This window comes from Nocardia miyunensis NBRC 108239, from assembly GCF_001613065.1.
Classification (GTDB): domain Bacteria; phylum Actinomycetota; class Actinomycetes; order Mycobacteriales; family Mycobacteriaceae; genus Nocardia; species Nocardia miyunensis.
On record NZ_BDBQ01000037.1, the window covers coordinates 91398 to 107225 of the forward strand.

A 15828-nucleotide genomic window follows, 5' to 3' on the forward strand; every position below is an offset into this window, starting at 1 on the left:
GCGAGTCCAATACTTCCGGCGAGAACGTTTGCTTTGCAAAATAGCTCCCATGACCCGGGCCCGTGCAGCTGTGCGCGTGCCGCGGGCAGTCGGTGTGATGTCGTCGCGCCGCTGGAACCCTGTGTCGCAGAGCGGCTTTCGGGGTATTTGCTCGCGCGCTGCGCCCAGCGGCCGTACGTTCGTGAGACGAGGAAGTGTTCGATGACCGTGACGATCAGCGGCGATGAGCTGCGCGCGCTACTCGACGACCGGGACCGTGAGGTGGCGCTCCTGGACGTTCGCGCACCCGCTGCTCGCGCCGCCGGGCACATCGCCGTGAGCAGCGGGTTGCCGCTGCACGACCTGGAACACCGTATCCGACAGGCGGTTCCGCGGAGTGCGACGACAATCGTGCTGGCCTCCGAACCCGAACTCGACGACCGTGCCGCGCACATTCTGGCCAGCCTCGGGTACACCGATGTCGCAGTCGTGCGGGACGGCCTGACGGGATGGACCGCGGCCGGCGGCCGCCTGTACACCGGAACGAACGTGCGGAGCAAGACGCTCGGCGAGTGGATCGAAAAGCATTTCGGCACAGAAACTGTCGATGCGGACACGGTCGCGCGGTGGCGTGCCGAGGGCGCGGATGTGGTCATCCTGGACAGCCGCCCGCACGCCGAGTACATCCACCACCACATTCCCGGCGGACTCGACACCGGCGGCGGTTCGGAACTGGCCTACCGTGGGCTGCAACAGATCACAGGTCCGGAGACCACGATCGTGGTGAACTGCGCGGGCCGCACGCGCGGCATCGTCGGAGCGCAATCGCTGATCAATACCGGCGTTCCCAATCGCGTCTATTCCCTGCGCAACGGCACACCGGCATGGGGGTGGGCCGGGGAGCGGATCGAGACCGGTGCCGGTACCGCGCTCGGCGTACCGTCGGATGTTCCGTCGAACCTGCGCGATTGGGCGGCAACGACTCTCGCGCGGCTCGGCGTGCGGGTGGTTGATGCACCGGCATCGGCCGGGGACGATGTGCGCACCACCTACCTGATCGACATCCGCACCCCGGGGGAATTCGCCGCCGGAACGATCGGAGGTGCGCGCACATTCAGGGCGGGCAACTGGTGCAGACGACCGACGAGCATCTGGCTGTGATCGATGCCCGCGTCGTACTCGTCGACACCCCCGACCTGGTCCGCGCCGCCAGCACCGTGCAGTGGTTGCACTACCTGCATCGAGGGCCGATCGAGGTGGCTGTGGTGCGCCCGGAGGTGGCGTCGCCGCCGCAGCCGTATTCGCCCGCGCTGCCCGAGGCACCGGAGATCTCCGGGGCGGACCTTGCGCGTGAGCTCGAATCCGCTTCTCCACCAAACGTATTCGATCTGCGTTCCTCGCGAGAATACGAAGCCGGGCACCTGCCGGGCTCGATCCACGCGCGCCGTGAACACCTGCGTTCGGCAGCCCGTGGGAGTGGCCGTATCGTCCTGGTCGGTGACGACCTGACCGAAAGCGCCGCCGACGTCGGCACCGATCTGCAGGCCGGTGCCGGTGTGACCTATCGCCCCCATTTCGCCGCCCGAGACTTGCTCGATGCCGGTCATGATGTGCGTGTGGTCACCGGTGGACCGAGCAGCGTGCCCGTCGCCTCGACCGCCGCGGACCCGCGCTATGCCGCGGATGTCGCCGATCGCGTCGGCCCCCCGCCCTTCGGCCCCGAACGCGACGCCTGGTATCGCGACTACTTCGAATGGGAGTACGCCCTGCTGGGGAATTCCGAGGGTGATCCCGACTTCGACTTCGAGGGGAAAACGTCGTGAACGTCGAAGCGCCGCTCGACCTTCCCACAGTCCGAAGCCGAACCCATTCGTGAGCACCGGCACAACCTTCGCGAAGCAACCTCGGACTCGACCACATCCATCCTGAGTGGCACGGGTGCCGCCGCGACCAACAAGAGCACGGGATCACTGTGCCCCGGGGCGTGTCGGTGGAACTGGTGCCGCGGAGCTATGCGGGGAACGGGTTTTCGCGTCGGATGAGGCGCAGGAGGGCGTTGTACGCGGGCCGCTCGACCCAGGCGGTGACACCCCAGCCCAGCAGGACAGCGGCCAGGATCGCGCCGCTGAGCCACACCCAGGACGGGCAGCCGAGCCGGGCGAGGCGGTCCTCGAGGAGGTAACCGACGCTCTGGTGCATCAGGTAGATGCCGTAGGACCGGGCCGCGATCCAGCGCACCGGCTTCACCAGCACGGCCGGGAGAGGCCAGTCGGGACCGCGCGCGGCCAGGCACATGAGCGCCAGGCCGACGCCGACCAGCACGACGGAGGTCAGCGGCGGATGCACCTTCTCGGCGACCAGTACCGCGCCGAGCAGCAGCGCCAGATGCACGGTGCCGATGCGGCGGATCGCCCATCGCTGGACGGCCACGCCCGCCACGAGCAGATGAGCCAGGCACAGGCCGCTGCCCTCGAGCGCGATCACCATCCACTCGGCGGGATGGTCGCCCATCCATATCTCGCGGATCACCACGGGGATCAGCACCACGGCCCACAGGATCGGCATCACCGCGCGGCCGCGCACCCGCCCGCGGACCAGCAGCGCCATGGCCGTGAACCCGGCGACCTGCACGGGCAGGGTCCACCAGGACAGATCGATGAACGCCACGTTCGGCAGCAACTGCTGCAGCAGCAACAGGTTTCCGACCAGATCGGCCCACCGCAACTCGTGCAGGCTGAACTCGGCTGAGCTGAACAGCTTGACGAGCGCGTACACCACGACCACGGCGACGAGATAGGCGGGCAGCAGCCGCGCGAACCGCCGAGCCAGCCAGCGCCCGGGCGGGTTGCGTCCGAGCGTCACGGCGGCGAAGTACCCGGACACCATGATCAGGATCGACGCGCCGCAGGTGTGGGTCCACGGATGGGACAGTTCCGGGATTCCGGGTTCCTTCGTGGGGCCCAGATATGTGTCGTGGAAGGTCACGATCTCGATCAGCGCCAGCACCCGGATCACGTCCCAGCTGACCCGTCGTCCGGAGGAGACGCGAGCGGGGGAGATGGCGGCGGGCACGGGAGGCGTGCCGTCCTGCGTGGCCGATGCCGTGTCGGTCACCGGCCGCCATCCCATCCGTCTCTCACCTCATCGAATCGTCGTCATCGACCGCACCCGGCCCTGGCGTCGATACGTTACGCTGCCCGATCCGATACCTATTCGGCAACACGGACGTTGGCGGGCACACTGCCAGCCCGATCCCGTGGTTCCGCGGCCGCCACACCTTCGCACTCGCCGAAGGATGTTCGAGTGACGTTCGATCGACAGCGATGCGGCACGCTCTGCCGATGGACCGCGTGGTGCTGCTGTCCCGCTGAATCCGGGTGTACCGGACCGAGATCGGCCCGGTACACCGCGACCTCAGCTGTGGGCGGCGTCGACCAGTCGCTGATGCAGCCAGGTCAGGGCGGTGGCGCCGGTGGGGTCGACCGTGTATCTGGGGTAGCTCTGATGGATCCCGGACTTCAGGAAGTCATCGATCTGCTTCTTGCGCTGGTTGTATTCGGTGGTGGTGATCTGGTTGTTCAGCAGGCCGACTCCGCCCGCGGCGAGCGCGTCGTTGACGAGGGTGGACACCTCCTGCTGATAGTTCCCGATCTTGCCCGGGTCCGGATTCGAGAGCTGGACGAGCAATCCGCCGATGCGACCGGCGAAGTCGCCGTTGGGCATCGAGCAGTACAGATCGCCCACGGCGCAGAAGGTGTAGGTCTTGGGGGTGAGCCAGCCGAAACCGCCGACCCGCGGACCGCTCGCGCCCGCGCCCCCGACGGGCGGACCGATCAGCTGGTCGGTCGGGGACCGGCGCGGATCCGCGATCAGTCCGACCAGTGCCACGCGATTCGCGGGTACGACACCCAGGCCGGTGCCGATCGAGGCCGCCACGTCACCGGCGGCGTCCGCGCCCTGGCTGTACCCGAGCAGCGCGAACCGTGTCGCGCCACAGCGTTTCGCCATCGCGCCGATCATGCCGCGGGTGCGGTCGACGGCTTCCTGCTTGGAGCGACCGTAGATGTCCCCTTCCCACGGGAACGCGGTGGCCGCGTACGTGACATAGTCGGTCCGGACATTGCCCGGCAGGTTGTAGGTGACCCCGGTGAGCATCCCCTTGCCAGGATCCTTGTCGGAGGTCTCCCAGGTTCCGGGGACCGCGACGACATACAGACTGGGGCAATTGGGCGGGGCAGCCTTCGCGGTGGATCCCACGCCCATGGGGAGAGCGGCGGTTACCAAGGCCGCCGCGCTCGCGACGGTCGATTTCCAACGAGAGTGCATCGGATACTCCGGGGGGTCACGGCCGCGATTGTGTCCGGCCGGTGTGCAGATACTGTGCGAGTGTAGAAGTCCCACGCGGACAACGCAGTATTAACCCCGCAGCTCGCACGGCGTGGCGATCGTCGGCCGGTTCGCAGCCGCGGCTCAGCTGGGACACATAATTCGCCGGAACGATCGGTGGTGTGCTGATTTCGGTTTCGATACTCCTGCTCGTTGTGGCGCTCGGCGGGCTCGTCGCGCGCTCGGTGAACTCGCGTCGGCAGCCGGTGATCGTCGCTGCCGCACTCGCGCCCTGGCTGATGGCCGCGGCGTTACCCGCCGCGGTACTCGCGGCCGTGGCGGGAGCGTGGATTCCGTGCACGGCCGCCGTTGTCGTGCTCGGCGCCGCCGTTGCCACGCAATGGCCGTTGTACCGGGCACGGTGGCGTCGTCGGCCGCCCGCGACCGGGCCCGGGTTGCGTGTGATGCAGGCCAATATCCTTGTCGGCGGGGCAGATCCGGAGGCGCTCGCGGCGTCGGTCGACCGGCTGGGAATCGAGATTCTCACGGTCTGCGAGGTGACGCCCGAAGGGCTGGAACGGATCATGGCCTCCCGCCTGCCGCAGCTGCTGCCGTATCACTACTGCAGCACCGGTGAGGTCGGTGACGGCACCGGGATCTGGAGTCGCTACCCGCTGTCGGACACCCGCCGGCACGACGGCTTCGTGACCGAACTGCTCTCTGCCTCGGTCGATCTGCCGGACGGCGGATCCGTCCTGGTGTACGCCGTGCACCCGGTGCCGCCCTGGCCGCGCGATCCCGCCGACTGGCTGCGGGAGATGGAACTGTTGCGCCAGATGCTGGCCAAGGTTCCGGCCGACGCCGGACCGGTGGTCGTCGCCGGAGACTTCAACGCCACCGCCGATCACCGCCCCTACCGGGCCCTGCTCGAGGCGGACTACCGCGACGTCGCGATATCGACCGGATCGGGCATCCTGCCCACCTACGCCGCGGACCGCTGGTATCCGCCGGTCATCGCGATCGACCACATCCTGCTGCGCGATGCCGATCCGCACGAGGTCCACACCGTCTCCCTTCCCGGCTCCGATCACCGGGGCATCTGGGCGGCGATCACCCTCCGCGAGAAGAGCTGAGCACAACTCGCCGCAGCCCTCGCCCGTGGCGAACTGGTCCAGGAACAGCTTCAGCACACCGGAATACGTGGCCTTGAACGTCGGGCTCGCCACGACGACCAGATCGGCTGTCGCGACCGCCTCCACCGCGGCGGCGACCGCCGGATCTCCCAGCCGAGGAGTCCCTCACTCAGCGAGATCACGTCGATGACGATTTCCGGGCCCGCGCCGGTCCGCGCCTCGACGACCGATCCGCATGCAGTGTGCGCGAATTCGGTTTCGGATCGAATTCCGTACTCGATGGGGCCCATCGACGAGACGAGACGACCACGGTACAACACGCGATCGTCTCGTTGCGGATGAGAAATCTTGGTTGCGACGGCGGCGACCGTCGCGGGGGTGGAGGCTAGACGCCGCCCTTTGCCGGGTCGCCCGCGGGCACGGCTTCGAGGACCTGGACGTCCAGGCCGCCCGCTACCAGATCTTTGAGGCCTTCGTTCAGCGCTTTGATGCTCGGCGCGCTGCTGTGGGCGCCCAGCGCTGCCATATCCCGCCACTTCTCGACGAAGACGAAGCGGTCCTTGCCCTTGTGCAGGGCGTACAGCTCACACCCGTCCTCTTCGTGGACTTGCGGGATGAGGCGCGTGAGGACTTCCTCGACCTCATCGAACTTGTCGGGCTTCGGGGTGATGGTGGCAACGATCACAGGCACGAGTCGAGGCTACCAGTCGGTCCTGCCCGAGCGGCCGGGTCCCGAGCCGGACTGGGTCCGGCCCCGCACCGCGGTTACGGAGTGGTGCCGTTCATCCCGGGGACGACGCAGTGTCCCTGGTGGTCCACCCTTCCGATGACCATCATGTCGTAACCGGTACACGACGAGTTGAACGCCCGGCACGTGTGGTTGTCGGTCACCACCATGTTCGGTCCGCACGCGCTGCCGGGCGGTCCGAGCGGGTCGGCCTGGGCGACCGAGGCGGCGAGGCCGACTCCGAGTGCGGCCCCGGCAACGATGCGAGCAGCGAACAAGAACGACATCGAGAAGCCTCCTTTGCCCCCGTGGACGCCGATTTTACTACGTATCCATCGCATAATCGCAGGTCGATGCCCATGGATCAGGTGTGGCGGCGGGTGTGCGGTGCGGGGGTGTTGTGGGGGTCTCCGGTCAACCCGGGGCTCGTGCGATCGTCGGTGTGGGCACGGCTCGTACCTCATCGGCCGTCTTGGTAGGGCGCTGTGCGAGGTGATCGCGGGTGTGCGCCGAGGAGCCGCGGATTCGGTTCCGCGCGGTGGTTGCGGGCGAGTTGCTCGAGTTTGTGGGACAGCAACTTCGCGATTGTGTCGGCCACCTGAGGGCATGGCTGGGCGAACCGGCGCGGCTTCCCGAACAAGGGTGCGGGTACGAGCGTTTCGCAATGGCTGGTCATCTGGTCGAGGATCTTACTGCTCGGGATTCGGATCGCAACCCGGATGCGTCACACCGACGCTTCGCATCGAATTGATAACGCCTGCAGGGCATTACAGCTCAATGCCCGGAAGGTACCGCACTGCGCCCGGTGTGGGATCTCGGGCAGGTCACAGCTGGCTGAAACCTTGGCGGTTCGGCTCGCCGACTTCGCGCACTACCTATACGGTACCTACGTTCGGGGCTGGTTGGAGATCTGGGATGTGGTGTGGCAGAGAAAATTTCGTCGGAGAAACGCGTGCTCAGCGGTCGGTTCGGACTGTGGGGTCTAACCAGCTGGGCCGCACGGCGTCTTGGTGTGGCGCCGCGACCGGGTGGAGCCGCTCGAGACGAGCCGACGGTTGACGATCAGGGCGGCGAGGTATCGACGGATGCCCACGTGCCTGCGCTGAATGACATGCCAGCGCAACAGGATTCGAACAGCAGCAACGTCGACGACGTACAAGAGCGCAACCCCGGCGACATCGAGCCGGGGAGCGATCCCATTTCTTCGAAAGGTCAGGCAAATATGACAACTCCCGACGACCGGGCGACGATCACCGATGACGCGACCGCCGCCGAGGAGACCACGACTACCGCCGTAGCGACGGCCGTAGCCGAGCCGGAGTCGCCCACCGCGACCGAGGTCGAAGCGTCTGTCGCAGCGGGTGACGAGGGGGAGACCGAGAGCGAACCGGCGGCCGAGGAAGCCGGCTCGGACGCCGAAAGTGTAGTGGCGGAATCGGTTTCGGCAGAAGCGCCCGAGGGTGAGGGCGTGGCCGAAGTTGCGGAAGAACCGGCAGACGCAGCACCCGAGGCAACTGAATCCTCGGTTTCCGACAACGAAGCCGAAGCGGAAGCGGACACCCAGGAGCAGGAGGCGGCATCGGCTGACGCCGAGCCCGCGTCCGAAAGTGAAGTGCCGCAACCCGAGTCGACCGCCGTCGAGCCTGAAGCCGAGACTGCGGCCGCACCCGAGGAATCGGAGACGGTAGCTGCCGAGGACGAGACCGAGGTTGCCACAAAGGACGCAGGCGATGGCACTGCCGACGATGTGGGAGCGGAAACTGCGGCCGAGGGTGAAGTGCCGGAGGCCGAGTCGGCTGCCGAGACCGAAGAGGCTGCCGAGGATTCAGCGGTAGTGGCTGGTGAGGGTGAGACCGAGGCTACTGCTGAGGATTCCGCCGCCGATGCTCAGCCTGCCACTGAAGATGAAGCGTCGCAACCCGAGCCGGCCGCTGCCGAGGCGGGGACTGAGGTAGAGCCTGCCGAGGACGAGACTGCTGCTGAGACCGAAATTGCTGCTGAGGATTCCGCCGCCGATGCGGAGACCGTGGCCGAGGATGAGTCGCAGGAGGCCGAGGCAGCTGCCGAGGTCGAAGAGGGTGCCGGGGAATCAGCGGTGGCGGCCGCCGACGAGGCAGACGATGATGCCTCGGTCGACGCTGAAGCGTCGGCCGAAGGCGATGTGCCCGAAGCCGAGTCGGCTGCCGATCTCGAGGAGAGTGCTGAAGACCGCGAGGTAGTTGCTGCCGAAGGCGAGGCTGCTCCTGAGGTTGAGGGTGTTGCTGACACGGAGACGTCCACCGAAGGCGAAGCGTCGGAAGCCGAGTCGGCCGCCGAGGCTGAAGAGGATCCCGAGGACACCGAGGTCTCGGCTGCCGAGGGTGAGGCTGCCGAGACCGAGGTTGTTGCGCAGAACGCAGAAGCTGATGTTGCCGACGATGCGGCCGAGGGCGATGTGCCGGAAGCTGAGGTCGACGAAGGTGCCGAGGTAGAGGTCGCTGAGGCCGAGGTTGTCGCAGAGGATGCTGCCGTCGACGGTGACGCCGAAGTGGTGGCCGAAGGCGATGTGTCGCAGGCCGAGTCATCTGTCGAGGACGAACAGGATTCCGAGGTAGCAGCCACCGAGGGTGACATTGCTGCTGAGACTGAAGTTCTTGCGCAGGATGCCGATGATGACGTCGCCAAGGATGAAGCAGCGGCCGACGGCGATGTCCCGGAAGCCGAGTCGGCTGCTGAGGCTGAAGACGGTGTCGACGACATCGAGGTAGCGGCTGCCGACGATGAGGCTGCTGAGACCGAGGTTGTTGCGCAGGACGCAGAAGCTGATGTCGACGCCGAAGCAGAAGTGGTGGCCGAAGGCGAGGTGTCCCAGGCTGAGTCGGCTGTCGAGGACGAACAGGGTGCCGAGGTAGCAGCCGCTGAGGGTGAGGCTGTTGTCGAGACTGAGGTTGTTGCTCAGGATGCGAATGATGATGCTTCAGTCGATGCGGAAGAGTCAGCCGAAGGTGATGTGCCGGAGGCTGAGTCGGCTGCCGAGGTCGAAGAGAGCCTCGCAGACAGCGAGGTAGTGGCTGCCGAAGACGAGGTTGCCATCGAGGTTGAGGCTGTTGCGGAAGACGAGGCTGAGGCGGAGACGTCCGCCGAAGGCGAAGCGCCGGAGGCCGAGTCAGCTACTCAGGTCGACGAGGGTGCCGAAGACACCGAGGTAGCGGGCGCCGAGGACGAGGCTGCTGCTGAGGGTGAGGTCGATGCGGAGGACGTTGCTGTCGACACTGAGGCGGAAACGGCGGCCGAGGGCGATGAGTCCGAGGCTGAGTCCGCTGTCGAGGTTGACGGGGAGACTGCGGCCGAAGGTGAAGCAGTAGAGGCTGAGTCGGCTGTCGAGGCAGCTGAGATAGTGGCTGCCGAAGGCGAGGTTGCTGCTGAGGGTGAAGGTGATGTCGAGGCCGCCGTGGAGATCACGGAAGCGGGCGACAGCAGCGAGAACGAGTCCGGAGTGGCGGATGAGGAGCGGGTCATCGACGGTGCCTCGGATGCGGATGCGGATGCGGATGCGGATGCGGATGCGGATGCGGATGCGGTAGCTGAGGACGGTTCGGACGTGGAGTCCGATCCTACGGCCGAGGCGGATGACGTTGCGCAGCAGGCGGATGCGGTTGTGGCCGAAGCAACCGAGATCGCGGCTGCTGCTGCGGAGTCGCAGATTGTGGAGACAGCTGTTGACAGCGAGGCTAACGTCGCGGACGGGGCCGAGTCGGGCGCGGTTGAGGTGGCTGAAGAGCAGGGGCAGGCCGAGTCTTCCGAGCCGGAAGCATCCGACGCCGAGGCCGACACCGTGGAAGCCGCTGCGGTCGAAGAGGTTTCGGAGCCGGATGAGGTGCCGGTGGCAGAGACCGGGCTGACCGAGCCGACCGCCGCCGAGGTCGAAGAGGCCGAGTCGGTGGTTGACGAGGCTCAGGTCGAGACCGAAGGCGAACCGGCTGAGACCAGTGCCGTCGCTACCGAATCCATCGTGAATGCGGAGGCTGCCACCGACGAAGAATCAGCAGTGCCCGCGGAGGCTGCCGAGGAAGTAGCCGTGCAGGCTGCCGAGGAAGAAGTCGCGGATGCTGCTGAGGAAGTAGCCGCGGAGGATTCCGAGGAAGAAGTCGCTTTTGACGCCGGGGAGGACGCCGCGAGCGAAGCGGTCTCCGAGGTTGAAGAGGCTGCCGACAGCGAGGAATCCGCAGCCGGTGCGGAGGTGGCCGAGGCCGTAGCCGCTGAGGCAGCCGAGTCACCTGTTTCTGAGGTCGGGGAGGTTGTCGAAGCCGAATCGGTGTCCGACGATGAGCAGGCCACAGCTGAAGACGAACCGGTCGAGTCGGAACCAGCGGCGGTTGCCGACGGCGAGGAAGAATCGGCCGACGCCGAGGAGTCTGCCGAGGCCGAAGCGGAAGCCGAGGTGGCGGCTGCGGAAGGCGACGCGTCCGCCGCGGACGAGACCGTCGCCGAGGCGGGCGTGGTCGCACCGGTTCGTGCAGTGAGCGAGCCCGCGGCTGAAGCGGTCGAGGTGTCGGCGGCAGCCGAGGAAGTTCCTGCGGTCGATGCTGCGGAGCCGCAGGCAAATCCGGCGGCCGCGATAGCCCTGGTCGAGCGTGAGAACGTGGTCGAGGGTGAAGCGGTCGATGATGTCGAGCATGTGATCGATGGCAGCGTGCCCGCCGGTGACAGTGCGGCGGCGATCATCCACGACCAAGCGGCCACGATCGATGATCAGGCGCGGATCATCGCGAAACTTCGGCGCAAGGTGATGGTCCTGGAGACCATCATCCAGACCCAGGAATCCCAATCCGAATCGCTGGTCGACATCATCTCGACGTACAAGAAGGAATTGACCAGTCTCGCAACGGATCTCATGGAGTTCTGACGCGTCAGGGGTGGCGCCGCGACGGTGCCACCCCTGCTCTGCGGTCAGTGTTCGGTGACGAGCTCCGGATCCTGTCGCGGATCCTGCGCCTCCAGAATCGCTTCACCGCGCGCGATCATTCCGGCTTCGTCGGACAGTTCCATGTGCGGGATGAACAGTGCCAGTACGAAGGCCAGCACCGCGCCCGGGATGATGTACCAGAATCCCGGGACCAGCGCGTGCACGTACGCTCCGACGATCGCGTCGTGCAGGTCGGCGGGCAGATGCTTGACCATCGACGGGACCAGGTTGCCCGGATTCAGGTGCGCACCGGCCACTTCCCGCATGTGCGAGGTGAACGCGTCGGTCAGGCCCGAGGTCAGCCGGTTGGTGAAGATTGAGCCGAAGACCGCGACGCCGATCGCGCCGCCCATTTCCCGGAAGTAGTTGTTGGCGCTGGTCGCGGTGCCGATCTGGCCGGGCTCCACGGCGTTCTGCACCACCAGCACGATGATCTGCATGATCAGGCCCAGGCCCGCGCCGATGACGAACAGCTGCGCACCCACCACCCACATCGAGGTCTGCGCGGTGAGCTGGGTCAGCCAGAGCATGCCCGCGATCATCAGCAGCGCGCCGATCGGCGGAAAGACCCGGTAGCGGCCGGTTTTGGTGATCACGCCCATCGAGGAGATCAGCGTGAGCATCATGCCGACCATCATCGGGATCAGCAGCAGCCCGGAGACCGAGGCCGAAACGCCGGTCGCCATCTGCAGATACGTCGGGAGGAACGCCAGCGCCGCGAACATCGTCAGGCCGACGATCAGACCGATCGCCGAGGTCAGCACGAAGGTCCGGTTGCGGAACAGCCACAGCGGCAGCATCGGCTCCTGGGCCCGCGCTTCCACGGCCACGAACACGCCGATCACGACCACCAGCGCCGCGATCATCGCCAGGATCGTCGCCGAGCCCCACGCGTATTGCTTACCGCCCCAATCGGTGATCAGGATCAGCAGCGCGGTGGCGGACGACATCAGCACGGCCCCGAGGTAGTCCGGCCGGGTCTTGGGCCGGTGACTCGGAATCGTCAGGTACCGCGCGGCGATCACCAGCGCCGCCAGTCCGATCGGCACATTCAGCCAGAAGCACCACTGCCAGCCCAGATGGTCGGCGAACAGGCCGCCCAGCAGCGGTCCGGCCACCGAGGTGATGCCGAAGATCGCGCCCATCGGGGCCATGTACTTACCGCGATCCTTCGCGGGCACCACATCGGCGATGATGGCCTGTGCCAGGATCATCAGACCGCCGCCGCCCACGCCCTGCAGCCCGCGGAAGACGACGAATTCCCAGAAACCCGTGGACATCGCCGCGCCGATCGAGGCCGCGGTGAAGACGGCGATCGCGAACAGGAACAGCCAACGCCGCCCGAACATGTCACCGAACTTGCCGTATATCGGCATCACGATGGTGGTGGCGAGCAGGTACGACGTGGCGGTCCAGGCCATATATTTCACGCCGCCGAGGTGCCCGACGATGGTGGGCATGGCCGTGCCCACGATCGTCTGGTCCAGTCCGGCCAGGAACATGCCCGCGATCAACGCGGAGAAGATCAGCCAGATTCTCTTCTGCGTCAAGACGATCGGTGGTGGCGCTGCGGCCGTGGTGGTCATCCCCGTCTCCTGTTGTCGGTGGTTTCGCCGGTGCCGGCGGTGGTGGGCGCGAACAGCCGGGTGGCCATGGCGCAGTAGTCGTGCAGGGTCTCGGCCAGCGGCCGGTCCGGGTGCTGACCGACGGCCATCGCTGCGCGCATGGTCAACGTGGACATCAATGCCGTTGTGAGCGAGGCGAATTCGGGCGAGAAATCATCGCCGACCCGCGCGGACAGCAGTTCCGCCGCGGCGCTCTCGTGCTTCGCGCCCGAGGCCACCAGACCCGCGAGCACGCGCGGTTCGGTTCGGACGATCTCGCTCACCTGTGAAATGTCCTCGAGCACTTCGTCATCGGCGTCGAATCCGGCGGCGAAGAGGCGGGTCAGATCCTCGATCAGCACCCCGGTCGGTCCACCGGCGACGAATTGCGCACGCGCCTGCGGAGTTCCGATCTCTCCGACCGGCCCGACCACCGCGTCCAGCTTGGTCTCGTAGTAGTTGAAGAACGTGCGCGGCGACACCCCGACCGCCTTGGCGACATCCTCGACCGTCGTCGCGTCCAACCCCCGCTCGAGCACCAGCCGCCGGGCGGCCCGGCACAGATCGAGCCGGGTCTGATACTTCTTCTGCTCCCGCAGACCGACCACCGGCGCATCGTGCTCGAACAGGGACATATCCGAAAACTAGCACAAACTGCAATTTTTCAGAAAGTGCAATTTCTGTGAGGCGGATTACAGCTCCGGGTGCCTCGGACGGTGAAAACGACTGCGGTGGCTGTGCCCTTCATGTCGGAAGGGGCACAGCCACCGCAGAGGTTCTCGATGCCGTCGAGGCGGGAGGTCACACGGCGGGTACCGGCGGCCTGTCCTGCTGGTCGAGGAGTTTGGCGGCGATGTTGTCGAGCGCCTGGTCAAGGACGCTGCGGCCACCGGAATCGGTGAACGTCCAGTCCTCGAGTTGTTCATCGAGCCATTGCCGCCAGACCTGCTGGAAGCGGATCACTTCGGTGTTGCCGAGCTCGGTCAGCTGCAGCCGATCGTCCACGGCGACAACGTATCCGTCATCGATGGCTCGGCGGTAGAGCGGTTCGAGCACCTGCGGCGGCATCCAGTGCGCGTGGGCGATGTCGGTGACTGTCGCCGAACCGCGGATCCGGGTGCGCAGATGCACCTCGCCGAGCGCCCATGCCAGTTCCACCGGCAACTCGCTGGTGGTCAGCAGTCCGGGTCCGGGCGGGCCGCCGCGTTCGCGCTGCTTGCGCATCACACCGGCGATGGCGCGTTCGAGCTGGGCGACGTTGTCGGCCGAATCCGGAACCGAGAATCCCTCGCCCAGATCGGCGGCGCCGGCCCGGGAGGAGTCACGCAGGGGGACCTGTTTGAGCAACCAGGCGACCACGAATCCGGCCAGCGCCACCGGGACGACCCAGCGGAACACGAAGTCGATCGCCGAGGAGTAGGCGTCGATGATCGGAATCTGTTGTGCCTCGGGGAGTTTGTGCAAGGCCGTCGTGCTCTTCGCGGACTCCGCCGAAACTCCCGGCAGCCGAGACAGTGCGTCGGTCAGCGCCGGGGTGAGCTTGTTGCTGTACAGGGTGCCGAAGATCGCGGTGCCGAACGTGCTGCCGATCGTGCGGAAGAACGTCACCCCGGAGGTCGCGGTGCCCAGTTGCGCATACGGCACGGTGTTCTGCACGACGATGGTCAGCACCTGCATCGCCAGTCCCAGTCCGGCGCCGAGGATCAGCATGTAGAGCGATTCCAGCCAGATGCCGGTGGAGCGGTCCATCGTCGACATCGCGGCCAGCCCGATCGCCATGACGGCGGTGCCCGCGATCGGGAAGTACTTGTATTTTCCGGTGCGCGACACCACGTTTCCGGAGATCACCGACATGACCAGCAGTCCGAGCACCATCGGTAGCGTGCGCAGACCGGACACGGTGGCCGAGACCCCGTCCACGTACTGCAGATAGGTCGGCAGGTAGGTCATCGCGCCGAGCATGGCGAAACCGACTATGAAACTCAGGACCGAGCACACCGTGAACACCGAGTTGCGGAACAGGAACATCGGTAGCATCGGTTGGGCCGCGCGGAGTTCGGCCACCACGAATCCGATCAGCAGCAGCACCGCGGCGACGAACAATCCGATGATGACCGGAGATGTCCAGGCATATTCCGATCCACCCCATTCCAGCGCCAGGACCAGTGCGCAGACGCCGAGCGCGACCAATGCGATGCCGAGGTAGTCGATGACCGGTTTGATCGCGGCCCGCACGGCCGGAATGGTCCTGGCGGCCATCACCACCATGATGATCGCGATCGGGATGTTGACGTAGAAGCACCAGCGCCAGCTCGCGTGGTCGGTGAACAGCCCGCCCAGCGTCGGCCCGAGCACCGTGGTCACACCGAACACCGCGCCCATCGCGCCCTGATACTTCCCGCGCTGTTTCAGCGGGATCACGTCGGCGATCAGGGCCATCGCCGTGACCATCAGCGCGCCTCCGCCGATACCCTGCACGGCGCGGGCGGCGATCAGCATGGTCATGTTCTGCGCCACCCCGGCCACCGCGGATGCGGCGACGAAGACGATCGCGCCGGTCTGGAATACGACCTTGCGGCCGAAGAGATCACCGAACTTCCCGGCCAGGACCGTGGCGACGGCCTCGGTGAGCATGTAGGCCGTGACGACCCACGACATGTGCCCGGAGCCGCCCAGATCCGTCACGATGGTGGGCAGTGCGGTGGAGACGATCGTCTGGTCCAGGGCGGCCAGCAGCATGCCGAGCATGATCGTCACGAACACCACGTTCATGCGCGCCGGGCTCAGGGTCGGCGACACCGCACTGGATTCGGGAACCTCCGTGATCGGGCGACCATCTGTCTCGCTGATTCGAGTCATGTTGTGGGAACTCCGAGTTCGGCCGGGCCGGATACGGACATCGCATCGCGGCCGGGTGGGTTCGATAGACGGATTCGAGCGCCGCGAGCAGTGCGGATCGCCGTCACCATTGGCTCGGCGGCGAAATTACCACAGACGACGCAACCCGGTCGGGCTGATGCTCGACCGGGTTGTGCAGCGGGAATCGTTCAGCGTGGTGGCAGCGGCGCCGGCGCCGGACCTGGTGCCGGGCAGCCGGGCTGTCCGGGAGCGCAC

At 66.6% G+C, this 15828-nt stretch carries 11 protein-coding genes; 4 read left to right on the forward strand and 7 right to left on the reverse strand.

Annotation, left to right across the window (positions count from 1 at the left end; all coding sequences use genetic code 11):
- Nucleotides 1-201: 201 nt before the first annotated feature.
- Together NM2_RS51630 and NM2_RS51635 are read left to right on the forward strand one after the other, a co-directional pair.
- Entirely contained in the window at nt 202-1140 is a 939-nt protein-coding gene (locus NM2_RS51630) for a rhodanese-like domain-containing protein (RefSeq protein ID WP_245718053.1), read from the forward strand.
- Nucleotides 1110-1802, forward strand: a complete 693-nt coding sequence (locus NM2_RS51635; protein WP_245718054.1) for a rhodanese-like domain-containing protein — start codon at nt 1110-1112, stop codon at nt 1800-1802. Before NM2_RS51630 ends, NM2_RS51635 begins: the two co-directional genes overlap by 31 nt.
- 187 nt (nt 1803-1989) lie before the next feature.
- Here the strand turns inward: NM2_RS51635 and NM2_RS15795 are convergent, their stop codons facing one another.
- Both NM2_RS15795 and NM2_RS15800 read right to left on the reverse strand, forming a co-directional pair.
- Nucleotides 1990-3093: an acyltransferase family protein gene (locus NM2_RS15795; protein WP_169816177.1), complete on the reverse strand. Its 1104-nt coding sequence runs from the start codon at nt 3091-3093 to the stop codon at nt 1990-1992.
- A 300-nt stretch (nt 3094-3393) separates the two neighbouring features.
- On the reverse strand, nt 3394-4305 hold the full coding sequence (locus tag NM2_RS15800) for a cutinase family protein (RefSeq protein ID WP_067669218.1): 912 nt from the start codon (nt 4303-4305) through the stop codon (nt 3394-3396).
- A 182-nt stretch (nt 4306-4487) separates the two neighbouring features.
- On the opposite strand from NM2_RS15800, the gene NM2_RS51640 reads away from it, so the two are divergent.
- A complete protein-coding gene (locus NM2_RS51640; protein WP_245718055.1) occupies nt 4488-5438 on the forward strand; it encodes an endonuclease/exonuclease/phosphatase family protein in 951 nt (316 codons plus the stop codon).
- Between the two features lie 385 nt (nt 5439-5823).
- Here the strand turns inward: NM2_RS51640 and NM2_RS15815 are convergent, their stop codons facing one another.
- The gene (locus tag NM2_RS15815) at nt 5824-6129 is read right to left on the reverse strand and encodes a putative quinol monooxygenase (protein ID WP_067669224.1); all 306 of its coding nucleotides are present in this window, start codon (nt 6127-6129) and stop codon (nt 5824-5826) included.
- A gap of 74 nt (nt 6130-6203) precedes the next feature.
- Nucleotides 6204-6452 carry a hypothetical protein gene (locus NM2_RS15820; protein WP_067669225.1) on the reverse strand — a complete coding sequence of 83 codons (249 nt, stop codon included), beginning with the start codon at nt 6450-6452 and terminating at the stop codon, nt 6204-6206.
- A gap of 635 nt (nt 6453-7087) precedes the next feature.
- Here NM2_RS15820 and NM2_RS15825 point away from each other — a divergent pair.
- Complete coding sequence (locus NM2_RS15825) at nt 7088-11050, forward strand: midas domain-containing protein (RefSeq protein ID WP_157121116.1); 3963 nt, start codon at nt 7088-7090, stop codon at nt 11048-11050.
- A gap of 44 nt (nt 11051-11094) precedes the next feature.
- Here NM2_RS15825 and NM2_RS15830 read toward each other — a convergent pair whose 3' ends face one another.
- From NM2_RS15830 to NM2_RS15840, 3 genes are all read right to left on the reverse strand, one after another.
- The gene (locus NM2_RS15830) at nt 11095-12696 is read right to left on the reverse strand and encodes an MDR family MFS transporter (RefSeq protein ID WP_067669229.1); all 1602 of its coding nucleotides are present in this window, start codon (nt 12694-12696) and stop codon (nt 11095-11097) included.
- A complete protein-coding gene (locus tag NM2_RS15835; RefSeq protein ID WP_067669232.1) occupies nt 12693-13349 on the reverse strand; it encodes a TetR/AcrR family transcriptional regulator in 657 nt (218 codons plus the stop codon). Before NM2_RS15835 ends, NM2_RS15830 begins: the two co-directional genes overlap by 4 nt.
- 166 nt (nt 13350-13515) lie before the next feature.
- Nucleotides 13516-15573, reverse strand: coding sequence for an MDR family MFS transporter (locus NM2_RS15840; protein ID WP_084531044.1), 2058 nt, complete (start codon nt 15571-15573; stop codon nt 13516-13518).
- Nucleotides 15574-15828: the final 255 nt, after the last annotated feature.

Excerpts from the sequence above, each read along its gene's own strand:
- NM2_RS15830 (WP_067669229.1), bottom strand. The coding sequence starts at position 12,696 with ATGACCACCACGGCCGCAGCGCCACCACCGATCGTCTTGACGCAGAAG.
- NM2_RS15840 (WP_084531044.1), bottom strand. The coding sequence starts at position 15,573 with ATGACTCGAATCAGCGAGACAGATGGTCGCCCGATCACGGAGGTTCCC.
- NM2_RS51630 (WP_245718053.1), top strand. The coding sequence starts at position 202 with ATGACCGTGACGATCAGCGGCGATGAGCTGCGCGCGCTACTCGACGAC.
- NM2_RS15800 (WP_067669218.1), bottom strand. The coding sequence starts at position 4,305 with ATGCACTCTCGTTGGAAATCGACCGTCGCGAGCGCGGCGGCCTTGGTA.
- NM2_RS15835 (WP_067669232.1), bottom strand. The coding sequence starts at position 13,349 with ATGTCCCTGTTCGAGCACGATGCGCCGGTGGTCGGTCTGCGGGAGCAG.
- NM2_RS15820 (WP_067669225.1), bottom strand. The coding sequence starts at position 6,452 with ATGTCGTTCTTGTTCGCTGCTCGCATCGTTGCCGGGGCCGCACTCGGA.